This is a genomic window from Sporolactobacillus terrae (genome assembly GCF_019930545.1).
In the GTDB taxonomy this organism is placed as follows: Bacteria; Bacillota; Bacilli; order Bacillales; family Sporolactobacillaceae; genus Sporolactobacillus; species Sporolactobacillus terrae.
Genome location: NZ_CP082837.1, coordinates 3149737 through 3166805 on the forward strand (window position 1 = coordinate 3149737; position 17069 = coordinate 3166805).

Sequence of the window (17069 nt, forward strand, 5' to 3'; positions counted from 1 at the left end):
TCCCGCAGTCTGGGAAGGCTCCCGAATCGCCTGCTAAATCAAAACCGCGAAGTTAAAGCGAAACGCGCATGAAAGAGAGAACTTCCACAAACACCACTACATCCTTCGATTGACAGAAAATCTAACACAATATGACGTACCTCCCTGATTTTTTCCACGAAAAAATACATTGAGCCAATAAATATTTCATTTTATTACACTGGATGTTATTAAATATGCCTACCAAATGAAACATGTCTCAATAATTAGACGATGACTGTCAAGTGATTGAGACACTTTCGTGGATTTAGCCAAGAAAAAAGTTGGCACGGTTCTTGCTAGAATAATTTTGAATATATTCTAAACTAATCGAATTTTCGTTCCGTTTTAGAAAGGAGGACGGTGATGGCCGATGATCAGAGCCTTTTTATCATTGACTCGCATACGATGGGCGAGCCGACCAGAATTATTGTGAACGGATTTCCAGAAGTCGATGGGAACACCATCATGGAAAAGAAAATATGCCTGCAAAAGAATTATGACCATCTTCGCCGCGCGATCATCAATGAGCCGCGGGGACATCGGAACATGTTCGGCGCACTCTTGATGAAACCGATTCATAAAGAAGCCGATTTAGCGGTTATTTTTATGGACGGGGGCGGTTACTTGAATATGTGCGGGCATGGGTCCATTGGTGTCGCAACCATAGCGGTCATTCGAGGCTTGGTTCCCGTGACTGAACCGTATACACACGTGGCATTGGAAACGCCTGCAGGTTTAATCCGCACAAGGGTGAAGGTGGAAAACGGTCGCGTAAAAGAAGCCTGTATGATTAATGTTCCTGCTTTCTTATATCGCAAAGACGTGGCGATTCAGGTTCCTAAATGGGGAGAGATTCGGGTAGACGTTGCGTTTGGCGGCAACTTCTTCGCACTGGTAAATGCTGAAAACCTGGGTATAGCGTTGATCCCGGAAAATCTGAACAGACTTTTACAAATCGGCGTTGACATCCGTGAATCGGTGAATCAGCAGACGGTCATCCAACATCCGCTGCTTTCCGACATTCATTCGGTTGATTTGGTAGAGTTTTTCGAACCCCTGCACGATCCGAGGACGATTAGAAATACCGTTGTCTTCGGGAAAAGGCAAGTGGATCGCTCGCCATGCGGCACAGGAACCAGTGCCAAGATTGCTTCGCTCTGTGCTAGAGGGGAATTAAAGCTCGGTGAAGATTTTGTTTGTGAGAGCATTATGGGGACGCGTTTCACCGGTCATGCTTTGGGAAAAACCGCTGTGGGCGACTATCCGGCGGTCATTCCGGAAATCACAGGTCGCGCCTATGTGACCGGAGAATCTAGGCTCATCTTTGATGATGAAGACCCCTTTGAATTTGGCTTTGCGTTGTAACGACGGATGAAAGGAGGAAGATTCACCATGAGCGAAATGTATAAACTTCTTTTAAAACAAGGCGTGGGCAAACCGGCGATTCCGTGTGTTAAAGCAGGAGAGTCTGTAAAACGTGGCCATTGCATTGCAACAGCCGATGGCCTAGGTGCCGACCTACATGCGAGTGTAGCCGGAACAGTAATTCAGGTGACTGATGAAGCGATTTTTATACGCGGTGAAAAGTCTGAAAATAGTGAATTTGAAACAATTCCGCCGGGAAACATCGGCGAACGTGTTCGTTCCGCGGGTATTGTCGGTATGGGAGGGGCGGGGTTCCCCACTTGGATAAAGCTGGCCCAAAAGATACCTGGCGGAACAGTGATTGCAAATGCTGCTGAATGCGAGCCAATTCTCGCCCATAATATTGCTGAGATCGAACGCGGTCCGAATGAAATTTACAAGGGGTTGCTCTATGCGATGGAATCGGTCGACGCCGCGCATGGAGTGATTGCTGTCAAAGCGAAACATAAGAAAGCCATCGCCCGTTTGAAAACGATCATTCAGGATGACCGTGTGTCCGTTTTTCAATTAGAGGATCGGTATCCGGTTGGTGAGAAGCGTGCACTGATCCGTGATGTTTTGGGCGTGCTGTTGACTCCGGATGAACGAACGGTTCACGCTAACGCGATTGTCTTGAATTCAGAAACGCTTTCCCGCGTGAGCCAGGCCGTGGAACTCGGCCGACCTGTGCTTTCTAAAAATCTGACGATTGCAGGAAAACTGCGCAGAGGACCCAAGTCAGTCACGCTTATGGATGTGCCAATCGGAACGCGTATCGGAGACTTAATCGAAAGTGTCGGTGGAATGGATCGGGACTACGGTGAAGTGATTACCGGCGGACCGTTTATGAGTCAACGTGTGACGTTGGACGATGTGGTGACCAAAACCACCGGTGCACTGATTGTGACGATGCCTTTTCTGAAAGCAAAAGCGCCCCTTGGTCTGCTCGTTTGTGCCTGCAGTGCGAGTGAGGCCCGAATGAAAGAGATTGCAGATCAAATGGGAGCGGATGTGGCGGCGAGTGAACGGTGCAAACATGCAGTGGAGGTTCACGGCGTTTTGCGATGCCGAAATCCAGGGATATGTCCCGGACAGGCTGATCGGGTGCTGCGCCTGAAGAAAGCCGGTGCCCAAGCACTATTAATCGGCAATTGCAGCGATTGCAGCAATACGGTGATGGCTCTTGCACCGAAATTAAACCTTCCGGTGCACCATGTCACGGACAGTGCATTGCGCGCGATGAATCTGCCGCTTGTCCGTAAGCTTCGTAATCATGAGGTCAATTTCAAATCACGCATGTAATTATTTTTTGGTAAAGGAGCATTTCTATGTCAATTACAAATGAAACAGCCAATCTGCATCAGAACGATCCAGCGGTACTTTGTTGTCTGAGAAACAAAGGAACGATTATTTCTGCGTCTGATCTTGAAGATCCTGCCATTGTTCCCGACCTGCAAGAATCCGGGTTACTGACCATTCCCGAGGATGCGCTGACGATCGGTCAAGTATTGGGCGCGACCTTGAAAGAAGATACAGATGCCATGACGTCATTGACCGCGAAATTACTCGATGGCTATTCAAATAAGGCAGGTGAATCAGAAGATAAGCGCTTATCCGCGCCAACGGATTCGGGTACATCGCAGCCTGCGGGCGTCATAAAATTTAGCATCAGCAACGTGCAAGGCCAGATTGAATTGCCGGATGGGTTAAGTACGATTGGTTTGCCGTTTACGGTGCCACCCGTTGAACAAAAGCCGGAAGATAAAATCATTCGTACGCTGACGCAAAAAGAATTTGCCGTTCAGAAGGTTTGTATGGGGACGGAGACGTCATTTAAACACGGAACGCTGACGCTTCGTCAGGACTTGTGCGAGGATTCGCTCAAGGCGGATCCATTAGTGAAAGCTGCGGAAATGGACATTATCCCCCTGGATCAACGGCATGTGTATGCCAACACGATTATGGATGTCATGCCGATTGCGGCGAAAGTAGAAGGCCTATTGGGCGAAGGTGTGACCCATGTGATGAGCGGGGTCGTGATCATGCTGACCGGGGTCGATGAAAAAGGCGTTCAAGTGCATGAGTTTGGCTCCTGTGAAGGATATCTTGATGAAAACATTCGATTTGGACGTCCGGGCTGTCCGGATCCGGAAGATATCATCATCCGTGTCAATGTCACCATACAGGAAAATACCGGGATGGAACGCCGCGGACCTTATGCGGCGCATAAGGCTTGTGATTCAATCATTCAAGAGATCCGCGAGGTACTGAAGCGCGCGCCTGCGGAAGCATGCACGAAGCAGGATGTGTTCCATGATTGGAAGCGGCCGGGTAAGCCGCGGGTGATGCTTGTAAAGGAAATTATGGGCCAAGGCGCGATGCATGATAACGTGCTGCTCCCTGCAGAACCGGCAGGTGTTGAAGGCGGACAGCGCAATGTCGATCTCGGAAATGTACCGGTCGTCTTGTCGCCAAATGAAGTGCGCGACGGTGGAATTCATGCACTGACCTGCATTGGGCCGTCGACAAAGGAGGATACGCGTCATTATTTTCGCGAACCGCTTGTTAATCTAATGGCTGAGGATGAAGAAATTAACTTGGTTGGCGTGGTCTTTATCGGCAGTCCGCAAGTCAATGATGAAAAATCCTATGTCTCTGCCCGTCTCGGTGCTTGGGCGGAAGCGCTAGACGTTGAAGGAGCCATTGTTACTACAGAGGGATTTGGAAACAACCATATTGATTTTGCGGAAAACATCGATCAGATCGGCCGCCGCGGCATCGATGTTGTCGGTGTTTCCTATTGCGCGTATCAGGGACAGCTGGTCGTAGGAAATAAACACATGGATGCAATGATCGAACTCAATAAAGATCCGGAAGGCTTTGAAAACGAGATTCTAGGCGACAGCACGCTCTGCCCGCAGGACGCCAAGCGCGCTTTGCTGATGCTGAAAACCAAAATGGCCGGCATTCCAATCGAATCTGCCAACCGTCAATGGGAACAGGCAGTTATCGATGCAAATCAGCAGATGATCCGGTAAGGATGTGATCCGATGGACTATGAACTCACACCGAAACTTTTGCCCGGTAAGATTCTCGAGGTAACTGAACGTGAAGTGAAAGTGACCTTGAAAGGACGCATGGGGATCATTATCGTGCCGCTTCGCTGTGTCCTTACCGATCAACCGCTTCACGTTGGTCTGAAAATCCAAGTCTATTTAAGTTATATTCAAGTGGTTTAAAGGATTTGTTTTCACTCGAGCAATTGATGAAGAGACCCTGGTTGCGCATACCTGAATCACGCGATTCATCGTGACTTTTATTCATTATAGAGAAGGAAGGAAAAAAACATGCAATTAACAACCGCTCAGCACTTGAAGTCTGAAATCTATGTTCCGATCACGCCGCCTCCGGTATGGACGGAGTTAACCAAACCGTTACATGAATGTACGGTTGCATTCTGTACTGCAGGTGGTGTGCATTTGAAAACGCAGCCGCGCTTTAATCTCTCAGGTGATTATTCGTTCCGAACGATACCATCGGAAACCCCATCTTCTGAGCTCATGGTTAGCCATGGAGGTTTCGATAATAGTGACGTAAACAAGGATATTAATTCAATGCTTCCTATTGATCGTCTTCATGAATTAGCAAAAGAAGGATTCATTGGAAAAGTTGCCCCTGTTTTGATTGGATTTATGGGCGGTGGCGGCAACGTTCAAAAATTCAAGCAGGAAACGGGTCCTGCGATTGCCGAGATCTTGAAGGAGGAAGGTGTCGACATTGCGGTCTTTACAGGCGGATGCGGCACATGCCACCGTTCGGCGACGATCGTCGAACGTGCAGTGGAATCGGTCGGCATTTCCACTGCGATTATAGCTGCTCTGCCGCCGATTGCCAAGCAGCAAGGAGCGCCCCGCATTACCGCTCCACATGTACCGATTGGTTCCAACGCAGGCGAGCCGAACAATGTTGCGATGCAGACCGCAATACTCAAAGATACGCTTACTGCCATTGAGGAAATGACGACATTCGGACAAATGAAAACACTGCCTTATGAATACAGACATAATGTTTGAGCCGGAACACTGGCGAGGAGAAGGCTGATTAGAAAAAAGACAGCTGATTTTTGATCGAGCAAAATTTACAAAAAGGAAGGTATGGCGATGAAACTATCAGAGGTGCACAAAACCGCCGGTGAAATTAAGGCACTCACGAAAAAGTACATGATTGACACTTATGAACGGTATGATTTTGTGGCTCAAACGGCCAAAGGGATGTATCTCTATGATGAGGAGGGTCATGCTTATCTTGATTTTTACGGAGGCATTGCCGTTAATAGTGCAGGAAACTGCAACGAAAAAGTTGTCGCCGCCGTTCAAGATCAAGTCGGTGATCTCATGCATACCTTCAATTATCCCTATACCGTTCCACAGGTTCTCCTTGCGGAACGGGTGTGCAAAGCGCTGGCCATGGATAAAATCTTTTATCAGAGCACAGGAACCGAAGCGAATGAAGCGATGATCAAAATGGCGCGTAAGTATGGCGTAGACCACTATGGACCGAATAAGTATCACATCATCACGGCGAAAGGGAGCTTTCACGGAAGAACATACGGGGCGATGTCTGCGACCGGTCAGCCGGACAACGCGTGCCAGGTTGGCTTTAAGCCGGTCGTTCCCGGATTCAGCTACGCTGAGTTCAATAATCTCGATGATTTTCGGGCGCATGTAACCGACGACACGATTGCGATTATGCTGGAACCGATTCAGGGAGAAGGCGGGGTGAACCCTGCAACGCCTGAATTTATGAAAGGGATCGCTGACCTATGCAAGGAAAAAGGTCTGTTGCTGCTTCTCGATGAAATTCAAACCGGCTGGTGCCGAAGCGGCAACGTCATGGCTTATATGGATTACGACGTGAAACCGGATATCGTTTCGATGGCCAAGGCACTTGGCGGCGGGATGCCCATTTCCGCGATTTGCGCAACTGAAGAAGTTTCCAAGGCGTTCACCATGGGCGCGCACGGAACGACGTTTGGCGGAAATCCGGTTTGCTGCGCGGCCGCCTATGCTGAAGTAAACGAACTGCTCAACAGAGATCTTGCTGGCAATGCAAAAAAAGTCGGCAATTATCTGGTTGAAAAACTGAAGACTCTCCCTCACGTGAAAGAAGTTAGGGGAAAAGGCTTGATGATTGGCATCGAATTTGATGCGCCGGCAGGCTATGCCATCAAGCATGGCTGTTTTGATCGGAACATGCTCGTGACCTTGATCGGCGATCGCATCATCCGCCTTTTGCCGCCGCTGATTGCCACAAAAGCGGACTGTGACAAAGCCTGTGACATTTTGAAGGAGGCGGTCATTACAGCAATAGAGTGCAAGGAAAGCCCCCATGTGATGTAATTAACGAGCGAACCCAGCGACAACTGCTGCGCCGATCCATGCGCGCTCGCAAGGCATGGTGACCGATCCTCACGAGGCTGCGCTTCATGTGGTTGCGGAATCGCGTTGTACAAAGAAGGTGTACGACAAGGAGGCAAAAATCATCAGGATACCAGCAATCTGAAGCAGGGATGGGAAGAATCCGATTAGCAAAACGTCAGTCAGAATCGCAACGAGCGGATCGACATAAGTCAATGCGGAAATAACCGGTGTTGAGAGACCGCGTAGACTTCCGTAAAAGAGCAGATACACAATGCCCGTATGAACCACACCCGTGAGAATGCTGTAAAACCAGTTCGATGCTGACAGATCCGCATAAAGCTGGTAATGAACAAACGGCAGCAGCATGAACACGCCGATAAAGGTCTGGATGATCGTGACCAGGTAAGGACTTGCGTGCTGAATGTATTTTCCGGTCAGGATCACCAGAGCATAGAGAGAGGCCGCGATCAGCGCATAAATCGGTCCGGTCAGGGAACCGCTACCCGGAAGCTGACTTGGACGGATGCCCGAAATCAGCACGGTTCCGACAAAAGCGAGAAACAGGGCGAGCACACCGACCAGCTTGACCCGATCTTTGAAAAAGAGCCATCCGATCACAAGCACGATTATTGGTGCAAGATTATAGATGGAGACGGCAATGGTAATCGCCGTCTTTTCAAAGGAAGTAAAAAAGAAAATCCAGTTCAGGACCAGGAATACACCACCAATTATAATGGCGGTGTATTCTTTTTTCGGAAAATGCTCCTGTTTGAACTTGCCGCTGATCAGCCAGTACAGCGTCAGGAACATCGTCGCGCTGACGCATCGAACAAAGACCAGTTCCAGCGACGGCAGTCCGGAAAGACTGGAAAAATAACCAATGGAACCAAAGATCGCCATTGCGATCGTCAATTTAATAAAAGCAGCTCTATTCAATGATCTGTACACTCCTCAAGGTAAAATCTGGTGAAACAGTAGACCCAACCTGTTTTTTCGCAGGTAGAGAAAGTTTGTGATTTTTGGTCATGTAAAAGACTGTGCATCAAACGGGCAGATGCTCTGGCGCATGCGGAGCGTCTCTGTTGATGCGTGCCAGCGAGACCCCGCAGATTTCTGTTTGTCTGAGGAGGCTCGCGGTGCGCCCGCGGTCGCGCCCAGTTGATGCGAGTAACTGAAGCGGCGATTCAGCACCGAAAAGACACGAGCCCATACCATATGGCTGGAGATTAACGACCGGGCGTATTTTGCCCGGTTTTTCTCACACTGGTAAGAAAGTATATAAAAAATTTAAGGAAACGAGTTATCATGAACAAAACTAGCCCCCTTGATTGTAGAATCGTGGATTAAATGGGGAAAAATGAAAGAGACTTTCAAATCCTCAAACAGAGCCATCATACGAAAGGGAGCTAGCACTATGAATGATAGCACAAAATATGTAGGTTTAGACGTCTCTAAGGAAAAAATAGCGGTTGCGGTTGCCGAAGAAGGAAGAAACCAGCCCCAGTACATCGCGATGATTCCTTATCGACCAGAAGCGATTCGGAAACAAATGAGCCGATTAGGGGATCCGAGCCAGTTGCGTGTCTGCTACGAGGCCGGACCCACCGGATATGGTCTTTATCGTTTACTCAAGGCGATGGATATTTATTGCGAAGTCATTGCTCCGTCCCTGATTCCGCAAAAGCCGGGTAATCGTGTCAAAACAGATCGACGTGATGCTCTGCAGCTGGCAAAATTATATCGAGCAGGTGAACTCACCCCTATTTATGTTCCCAGTGAAGACGATGAAGCACTCCGTGATCTCGTCCGTGCACGGGAAGATGTCAAAGAAGATGAATTGCGCGCGAAGCATCGGCTTACGAAGTTTCTTTTGCGGAACGAAATCAAAGAACCTAGTGGAGTACGAAAGTGGACCCGAGCGTACAAAGATTGGCTCGATAAACTTTCGTTTGAGAAAAGCGCCTCTTTGGTAGTTTTTCAGGAATACTTGCACACACTCAAAGACATTGAACTTCGCTTAAATCGTTTAGAAAAGGAAATTGAGCGTCAAGCAAAAGAAGGACACCATGCGTCGATGATTCAGGCGCTTCAAGTTTTTCGTGGCATTTCAATCATCACAGCCACAAGCCTTGTAGCGGAAATAGGATCATTTCAGAGATTTCAGACTGCGCGACAGTTCATGGCTTATACCGGGCTCATCCCTAGCGAGCACTCGAGTGGCGAGTCCCGGCGACAGGGGAAAATCACAAAAACAGGTAATCGTCATGTTCGACGGCTGCTCATTGAATCCGCATGGAGTTATCGTTATCAGCCGGCCGTTAAGGGTGCTTTGAAAAAGCGTCAAGAAAATCAACCGCCACAGCTTTTAGGCATTGCTTGGAAAGCACAGACGCGCTTGCACACAAAGTATTTCCGTTTAATGGGAAGAGGTAAGGAAGCAGGCAAAGTAGTGACGGCGATCGCACGGGAACTCGCTGGGTTTGTTTGGGCACTCACGCAACAGCTTGACGAACCGAAAACGGTCACTCTCAATGAGGAGCGCACTGCATGACCTTTGACAGGGAGCCTCTGTGGGCGCTGTTTTCCCGCAAAAGGTGGCCAGCTTGAGTTTTGCACGGCTTCCCAGCCTACCACGCCCACCTCTCCCTGTCAAAGGGTGCTCGTATCTTGTTTCGTTGTAGAAAAAATAAAAGAAGAGAAGGACTTGAGAATAGGGCTGGAAGGCAAAGATGAAAACCGTAAGGGATAACGCACGACTTACACATGTGCTCGCTTGAATTGAGGTGAATGCACGAAACGAGTTCGTGACAGATCCTGAGACGGAATGATAAAATGTGAAAACCCACGGATATCAGTATACTCATCGGCGAAGAGATTTTTGCCTTCGAGCCGTGCGCTCGAATCGCTCTAGAAAGTATTCGTTCATAAAAAAAGAAGGTGAATTCAAAAGAGACGCAGTGGAGTGATGGAGTTGAAAGAAAAAAAGAAGCCCAAGAGCTTCTCTTCTTAAAGTTGGAATAAAACAGCTGATCCAATCCCAATGTAGTGGGGGTATTGACAGTTTTGTTCATATCAGTGTAAGTGCAACTATGTCTTTGCCTTCGCCAGAGGCTTGGCAAAGCCAAGTTTTCTAATCTATTTATTATAAAAGGCGATGAGGAAACGTTCAATCAGACATTCACGGTACGTGTTAGCTTCGATCACACGCAAGGCTCTAATTACCGGTTCCATACATATCCGCGGGCGCCCGGGTCAAAATAGGATTAGTTTTTTTTTAGGAGGCGCAAGGATGAAGGTTGGTGAATTTTTGTTTGACTGTCTGAAAAATGAAGGGATTAGTGAGATTTTCGGGGTGCCGGGTGATTATAATTTTTCTTTGCTTGATACGCTTGAAGCGGATGGGGCGCTCAACTTTGTCACGTGTCGCAATGAACTCAATGCAGGCTATGCCGCTGACGGTTATGCACGCGTGAAAGGAATCGGAGCTTTAATCACCACATTTGGCGTCGGTGAGCTGAGTGCATGCAACGCGATTGCCGGTGCCTATAGTGAATCGGTCCCCATTATTCATCTTGTCGGAGGGCCGAAATCCATGATGCAAAGACAGCACAAGCTGATGCACCACACCTTGCTTGACGGCAATTTCGATACCTTTAAAAAAGTATACGAGCAAATCACGTGCTATGCCGCGGCGATTACGCCTGAAAATGCAGGCGTCGAGATCCCCAATGCAATAGCTAAGGCACGAGAAACCAAGAAACCGGTGTATTTGACGATACCTACAGACGTTGTGACTGCGAACATGATGTCCAGGGCTGAACATCCACAGCGAAAGAAAACGGATCGAGCGTCCCTTAAAGAAGCCGTTCGCATGATTCGCGCACGTTTAGAAGTTGCCGAGCGTCCGGTGCTGCTTCCGGATGTTTACGCGATGCACGAGGGGCTTGGGCAGCAGGTTGAGAAGCTAGCGGAGAAAATGAACATCCCGATAGTCACCATGATGATGGGCAAAGGAGTTTGCAATGAAAACTTGCCGAACTACGCCGGCTTTTACTGTGGAAAACTAAGCAGTGATGAAGCCGTACGGCAACGGGTTGAATCCTCAGATTGTGTGCTGGCATTTGGCGCAGTATGGAATGATTACAATACCGGACTATTTACCGATCAAATCAACCCGCTGGCAGTCATTAATGTGATGCCCGACCATGTGCAGATCGGCAAAACAGTTTATCCGAACATTATCATTGATGATCTGGTCGATGCCTTTCCGGCGGCCGGACATTCGTGGACACTCCCGCAGCAATCGCCTTTTCCATTTGACAGTCAGGATGCAACAGATGACGCACTGACTGCCAGAAATTATTACCCACAGTTTCAGGCGATGCTTCGCAAGCGGGATATTGTCGTTGCCGATGCCGGAACCTTTGCTTGGGGCATGGCAGAGGTACGATTGAAAAAAGAGGTGACCTACATCGCCCAAGGCGGTTGGGGCGCCATTGGCTATGGGCTTCCTGCGGCATTTGGTGCCTGCGTCGCCAATCCGAATCGCAGAGTACTGCTTTTTACCGGCGAAGGATCACTGCAGATCAACGTACAGGAATTAAGCTCAATGCTCGATAACGGGTGTAAGCCGATCATCTTTGTCCTAAACAATAAAGGGTATACAATTGAGAAATACATTAATACTGTAGACAATACAGAATATAACAACATTCCGAACTGGGACTACCATAAGCTTTCGGAAGTATTTAAACAGGATGCGTTCACGGTTCAAGTACGCACAAACAATGAGCTTCGTCAGGCCATTGCCGATGCCGAGAAAAAGTGCGCCAAACAGCTGTGTATCATTGAAATGATCACCGACCCAATGGATGCGCCGAAGATTATTCACAAAATGCATCAGACGGTACTCGAGATGGAGAACAAAAGTGAGGGGCTGCTGACTCTTTTCACAGGTAAAGAAAGGATATGATTTTTGGTCACGCTGTGCATCAAAAAGGAGGCGCGAGATGCTTGAGGGATCGCGTCTCGTTGGTGCGAGCGACCGAAGCGTTGATGCAAAACCATGAAGACACTGACCAACGGCATACCCTAAAGTTAAAGCGAAACCCGCCAAAGTTAAAACGAAATACATTAGCCATAACATAGTGTCTTAGCTGAGCATCAAACGGGCAGATGCTCTGGCGTATGCGGAGCGTCTCTGTTGATGCGTGCCAGCGAGACCCCGCAGATATCAGCCTGTCTGAGGAGGCTCGCGGTGCGCCCGCGGCAAGCGAGCAATCGGAGCGATGATGCATAACCATGAAGACACAAACCAACGGCACAACCGAAGTTAAAGCGAAACGCTGACGGTCGTGCCCAGTTGATGCAAGCAGCTGAAGTGCCATTCAAGCGCAAGATTGATGGTTCACAAACGCGCGCCTGAAGTAAATAGACGGAGAGAATCCGATTATCAAGGTGAAAAACATGAAAATGAGGGATTTTGCGTTGCATAATCGGAAAAAATCCCCTTATGTGTCCCCGAAACGCGCTTCATTCTGCATATAACCGAAAAATCTCCGCTTATTTTACGAGTTACTCAATTAAGGACCAGAATTCTTTATGAAACAGAAGTGAGATGGATGGGGATCATTTTTCACAGGTAATATGAACTTGCCCCGTCTTCAAACCGATAGACCAGTGTCTTGGCCAAGAATCAAAGCTGAGGTGCTCTGGCGCCTGCGGGATCAGCGTGCCAGAGAGACCCCGCAGATTCCTGCCCTGTCTGAGGAGGCTCGCGGTGCGCCCGCGGCAAGCGAGTAACCGAAGCGGCAATTCAGCACCGAAAAGACACGAGTCCATCACATACGGAAGGAACTTCCGCTAATTTAAAGGAACTTTCGCTAATTGTAAAAGGAACTTCTGCTAAATAAATGAACTTCCGCTAAAGGCGTGCACGTCCTGTGCACAACGCGGAAGTCATCACATCCTGTGAAAGTACGTCCTGTGCACAACGCAGAAGTCACCGCATCCTGCGGAAGTAAGGACCGGGCGTATTTTTCCCGTTTTTTCTCAGGTGCGCATTTGAAAACGGACACCATTTGGAAGCTATTTCCGGATGATGCCCGTTTTTTGATGTATTGAAAACGATCAAGTTCAGTCCGATTGAAAGGGTTGCAGAAATGATATTGACTCAATGATAGAGCGTGCTTGCCGTGACTGGAAGTTATTCGATCAGCGCTCCTTTTTATTCGCCCCAAACGGGAGGGTTAGGTTTATAATGGACGTCAGAGATCACGAGAAATCGAAAGCAGTCAGCATATTTGCTGAAGGTCATGATGCAATCAAAAAATAGACGCACTAAAAAATTAAGATTAAGTGTGGAACAAAAACAAACCATGCATGAATGATAGTCATTACACGCGCGCCTTGTTGATGGATTCATTCAAGCAAAGGAGGTTCAACTGTTGGTTTATGTACTTCTTGTACTGTTTGGTGTGCTCGGCGCACTGTCGCGCTATTCCCTGTCGCTCATCATTCATGTCTCTTATTTTCCGCTTGCAACGCTAATCATTAATCTATTAGGGTGCTTCATTCTCGCATTCGTCACGCGTTTTCTAATCTGGATTCCGCGCGTATCACCCAAACTTGTTGCAGTGTTCGGCACGGGTTTTGTGGGTTCGTTTACGACCTTTTCTACTTTTTCGCTGGAATCCTTCGCACTCATTCAATCCGGTCACTATTTGGAAGCGGCTATTTATCTTGTACTTAGCGGATTTGGCGGACTTGCGGCATCTGCCCTTGGTTTTCGCCTGAGCAAAATCTTGCTGATTAAGCAGAGGAGGCGTCTCCGCCATGCTGGTTAATTATCTCATGGTAGCGTTCGGCGCCGCGTTTGGTGTACTCGCCAGATTCTCGTTGTCGAATTGGATCAAGCGCAGATGGAGTCATGATTTTCCGCTGCCGACTTTTATTATAAATGTGTCGGGTTCGCTTGCCCTCGGTCTGATTACCGGATTGGGAATCGGCGTACACGCATCGTTGCTGCTGGGCACCGGATTCATGGGCGCGTATACCACCTTTTCAACGTTCAATATGGAAAATATTTCTCTGAATCGCAGAAAGAAAAAACGCGCCTTTTACAGCTATATCATCAGTTCCTATGTTCTAGGAATTGCAGCGGTTTTCCTAGGTACCTCGCTGGGCGCAGCGACACGATCGCTGTTAGGCATGTAGAAAAAAGTGAAAAACGTCGGTCTGGAGTGATCCGGCCCGGCGTTTTTTTTAGGGAAAAGTTTATGAACTTGCCCCGTCTTCAAACCGATAGATCAGTGTCTTGGTCAAGAATCAAAGCGGAGGGGCTCTGGCGCCCGCGGCAAGCGAGCAATCGGAGCGTTGTGCGGCAAGCGAGCAGCTAAGTGGCGTTCGTGCGCAGGACTGATGGTTCACAGGCATCGGGCATTGGCGGCTGGTTCGGAAAAGTAATGTCACCGCTCGCCGGAAATATATGGGGCCTGATGCTGATTGGTTTTATCTGTTCACTGCCATTCTTGTCACCGCTTCTCGGTCCTGGAGGCGTGATCGGTCAGGTGATTGGTACGCTGATCGGTGTGGAAATCGGAAAGGGCAACATCCCGCCGCAGCTCGCACTTCCGGCACTATTCGCGATTAACACACAGAACGCATGTGATTTTGTTCCGGTTGGGCTCGGGCTTGCCGAAGCAAAACCGGAAACAGTCGAAGTCGGTGTTCCTGCTGTTCTGTACTCACGATTCTTGACTGGTGCGCCTCGTGTTGCGCTTGCATGGCTGTGCAGCTTCGGTCTTTACGTCTGAACGAGCTTTGGAAATTTAGCTGATTAATCCAAAAGGGGGATGAAAAATGTTTGGTATGAAGAAAAAAACAGCCGATCCAACGGAAATTTATAGGACTCAGATAAAGAGTATTGGCAAGTCCGCAAAGGATTTTTTAAAGGAAAAAATGTTGGTTCTCTTTGGCGACGAAGCCCCGGCAGGATTAAAAGACTACTGCTTTGCGATTAAGGTCACACCGATTCAAGGCGAAATCCAAGTCGGTCAGCATGTAGCGATCGACAAAGATCGTTTTAAAATAACCGCGGTAGGAAATTTAGTGCAGAAAAATCTTGTTGATCTGGGACATATTACGATGCGCTTTGATGGAAGCACAACAGCAGATCTTGCAGGAACCCTTTATCTTGAGGCAAACCCTATTCCCAACCTTAGCGTCGGATCAACCATTAAAATTGAACGATGATCTCAAACGCAAACCCCTGATCCACAAGTGCAGCACTTCTGGATCAGGGGTTTCGTTGGTTTGACTGCGGTTTGATACGATTTTCGGACCGTTTGATACGATTTTGACCCGTTCACTACAAACGTCCGCCGAATCGGTTGGAAGCGCTTACAGGAATTGCTTCGGGACCCAGCCGACCGATCCTTCTTTTTTGATCAGCGTATAACCGGCGCAGCCATCGTCGACCACAGCGACTTGGTCGCCTGCGCGAACCGGAAGGCCGGAACAGCTGAGATCGTCTGCAGCAGTGAATCCGTCGTCTTTTTTCTCCAGATATTCATTCTTAATCCATTGAGTGAGTCCGAGCGCGATGTTTTCGCAGAGGCTGAAATAAGTTCCGCGTTTCAGCGGCCGCACGGCGTAATGTGGGTAGTTCAAGGTGCCGATAAAATCAGCCGGCGGCGTATAGCTCTGTGTGATCGTTGCCAACTTGTGAAAATGGTCGGCGCTGGTGAAACGGATCCGATCGCCTTGCGGGTTCCGCTCGATGATCAGCGCGTTCAACTGGCCGTCAAAACGGACTTGATTGCCGCCATCGATACAGATCATCCGTTTATCAAGAGCGATGATTGGATTATGGCAGGTGATTGCTTCACTTCGATAGTTAACGACCGGCCAATGACCGACGACAACGTTCTTTTCACACTGATGCGTGCGTGTATAAAAGTGCGGGATGGCGACGGCGGATCGATGGCTCGTTTCGCGCCAGTCCGCGCGGTCGTCGATACCGGCGTGGATGAACAGATAGTGGTCAGCTTCCAGTGCGGTCGGCAGTGAGAACAGCCAGTCGATTTCAGCGCCGCATGTTTGCCGATAAAATGCGGCAAGTGCAGGAACGGAATCAAAATCGGCGATCGTTTTACCCTGTTCCTCAATCCATTCGTTCATCACGGAATGCGGGTGCTGCGCCAAATGATCAAAGACCGTCGGATCGTTGTCGAAGACGTGATGGATCAGCCGGTCGCAGTTGCCCTCGGTGATAAAGACGCGGCTGCTCGAGTCCATGAGCTTTCGCGCATATCGGATCACACCGAGACTGGACGGCCCGCGCTCGCACAGATCGCCGTTAAGAATCAGCGTGTCCGCAGGTGTGTAGCTTACCTTTTTCAGCAGTTGCTGGAAGAGGTGCAAATCGCCGTGGATGTCGGAAATGACAAGGACTCGTCCGGTCTCCGGGAGCGCTATTTTTTGTATGTGAATCATGTGAGAACTCCTTTGTTCAATGCGATTCGCGCTGCGTGTTTTGGGAATCATTACTCTTCATTATTATAGCGCAGTGACCGGTTGCCCGTGAACCAAATCAGAAAAAACCAGCAGAAATTGATTGTTCGTGAACCTCAGAAGCCACGTAATGATTATTTTTCAGCAAAAAAATCTGCCCTTGTTCCGCAGAACAAAAGGCAAATGTAAAGAAGGATCAGACGAGTGAGACGGTCATAAAACCAAAGCGTATCGCATGTTTGATTTCATCGGTAAAAGCTCGGAGCAGGATGTTGCGGATGGTAACATCTTGCGTATTCAGGTAAAGATTACGGTACGTTTCATAGTCTTTGAGCTCATTATCGTAGGCAATCCTAAGCCCGTTGGAAAAAGAACCGAAAGAAACCGGTGTGATCGAAACCGAAGCCTGCATTCCAGTGAGCTGTTCATAGAGCTGGTTGAACAAGTGAAAGTGATCCTGTTCATCACGGCGGATGCTCAGAATCCTGTCGCGCATCGCCGCGTTTGGCGCAGCCTCAACCAAGCGACCGTAAAAATCGATCGCCGTTGCTTCTCCTTTAATTGCATTCAGAATTGCGTCGACAAATGGAGCTGCAGGATTCTGTTCCATTTGTTGCCGATCATCGAGATTATCGTAATACATCGGTCACCACTCCTGACGTAGATCGTTACGTTACAGTTTATGAGCAGCGCCCGATTCGGTGAGCGCCC

General features: G+C 48.7%; 14 protein-coding genes and 1 pseudogene. 12 read left to right on the forward strand and 3 right to left on the reverse strand.

The annotated features are described in order from the left end of the window. The first annotated feature begins 384 nt into the window (after positions 1-384). The 6 genes from K7399_RS15180 (at position 385) to K7399_RS15205 (ending at position 6824) form a co-directional block, all read left to right on the forward strand. Positions 385-1386: a proline racemase family protein gene (locus K7399_RS15180; RefSeq protein ID WP_128165992.1), complete on the forward strand. Its 1002-nt coding sequence runs from the start codon at positions 385-387 to the stop codon at positions 1384-1386. 27 nt (positions 1387-1413) lie between these two features. After that, positions 1414-2727: a proline reductase-associated electron transfer protein PrdC gene (prdC, locus tag K7399_RS15185; protein ID WP_128165993.1), complete on the forward strand. Its 1314-nt coding sequence runs from the start codon at positions 1414-1416 to the stop codon at positions 2725-2727. Positions 2728-2753: 26 nt separating this feature from the next. After that, positions 2754-4463, forward strand: coding sequence for a D-proline reductase (dithiol) proprotein PrdA (gene prdA / locus K7399_RS15190; protein WP_128165994.1), 1710 nt, complete (start codon positions 2754-2756; stop codon positions 4461-4463). A 12-nt stretch (positions 4464-4475) separates the two neighbouring features. Beyond that, positions 4476-4664, forward strand: coding sequence for a CBO2463/CBO2479 domain-containing protein (locus tag K7399_RS15195; protein ID WP_128165995.1), 189 nt, complete (start codon positions 4476-4478; stop codon positions 4662-4664). A gap of 108 nt (positions 4665-4772) precedes the next feature. Then, positions 4773-5498, forward strand: coding sequence for a D-proline reductase (dithiol) protein PrdB (gene prdB / locus K7399_RS15200; protein ID WP_128165996.1), 726 nt, complete (start codon positions 4773-4775; stop codon positions 5496-5498). Between the two features lie 87 nt (positions 5499-5585). Beyond that, positions 5586-6824: an aspartate aminotransferase family protein gene (locus K7399_RS15205; protein ID WP_128165997.1), complete on the forward strand. Its 1239-nt coding sequence runs from the start codon at positions 5586-5588 to the stop codon at positions 6822-6824. Positions 6825-6908: 84 nt separating this feature from the next. On the opposite strand, the gene K7399_RS15210 is transcribed toward K7399_RS15205, so the two are convergent. Continuing rightward, positions 6909-7781 carry a DMT family transporter gene (locus K7399_RS15210; protein ID WP_128165998.1) on the reverse strand — a complete coding sequence of 291 codons (873 nt, stop codon included), beginning with the start codon at positions 7779-7781 and terminating at the stop codon, positions 6909-6911. Between the two features lie 478 nt (positions 7782-8259). Between K7399_RS15210 and K7399_RS15215 the strand changes: the two genes are divergently transcribed. The 6 genes and pseudogenes from K7399_RS15215 (at position 8260) to K7399_RS15240 (ending at position 15098) form a co-directional block, all read left to right on the forward strand. Next, positions 8260-9396 (forward strand): IS110 family RNA-guided transposase, encoded by a 1137-nt coding sequence (locus tag K7399_RS15215; RefSeq protein ID WP_128165999.1) that lies wholly within the window; start codon positions 8260-8262, stop codon positions 9394-9396. Positions 9397-10134: 738 nt separating this feature from the next. Next, positions 10135-11817 (forward strand): alpha-keto acid decarboxylase family protein, encoded by a 1683-nt coding sequence (locus K7399_RS15220; protein WP_128166000.1) that lies wholly within the window; start codon positions 10135-10137, stop codon positions 11815-11817. A 1474-nt stretch (positions 11818-13291) separates the two neighbouring features. Next, positions 13292-13690, forward strand: a complete 399-nt coding sequence (locus K7399_RS15225) for a fluoride efflux transporter FluC (protein WP_028977307.1) — start codon at positions 13292-13294, stop codon at positions 13688-13690. Continuing rightward, positions 13680-14060 carry a fluoride efflux transporter CrcB gene (gene crcB, locus K7399_RS15230; protein WP_128166001.1) on the forward strand — a complete coding sequence of 127 codons (381 nt, stop codon included), beginning with the start codon at positions 13680-13682 and terminating at the stop codon, positions 14058-14060. The genes K7399_RS15225 and crcB overlap by 11 nt, the downstream gene beginning before the upstream one ends. Positions 14061-14272: 212 nt before the next feature. After that, a pseudogene (locus tag K7399_RS15235) lies at positions 14273-14659 on the forward strand (PTS glucitol/sorbitol transporter subunit IIB); the annotation flags it as partial. Between the two features lie 46 nt (positions 14660-14705). Further along, positions 14706-15098 carry a PTS glucitol/sorbitol transporter subunit IIA gene (locus K7399_RS15240; RefSeq protein ID WP_128166002.1) on the forward strand — a complete coding sequence of 131 codons (393 nt, stop codon included), beginning with the start codon at positions 14706-14708 and terminating at the stop codon, positions 15096-15098. A gap of 147 nt (positions 15099-15245) precedes the next feature. On the opposite strand, the gene K7399_RS15245 is transcribed toward K7399_RS15240, so the two are convergent. Beyond that, positions 15246-16340, reverse strand: a complete 1095-nt coding sequence (locus tag K7399_RS15245; RefSeq protein WP_164875454.1) for a metallophosphoesterase — start codon at positions 16338-16340, stop codon at positions 15246-15248. 214 nt (positions 16341-16554) lie between these two features. After that, on the reverse strand, positions 16555-17001 hold the full coding sequence (locus K7399_RS15250) for a ferritin family protein (protein WP_128166004.1): 447 nt from the start codon (positions 16999-17001) through the stop codon (positions 16555-16557). Positions 17002-17069: the final 68 nt, after the last annotated feature.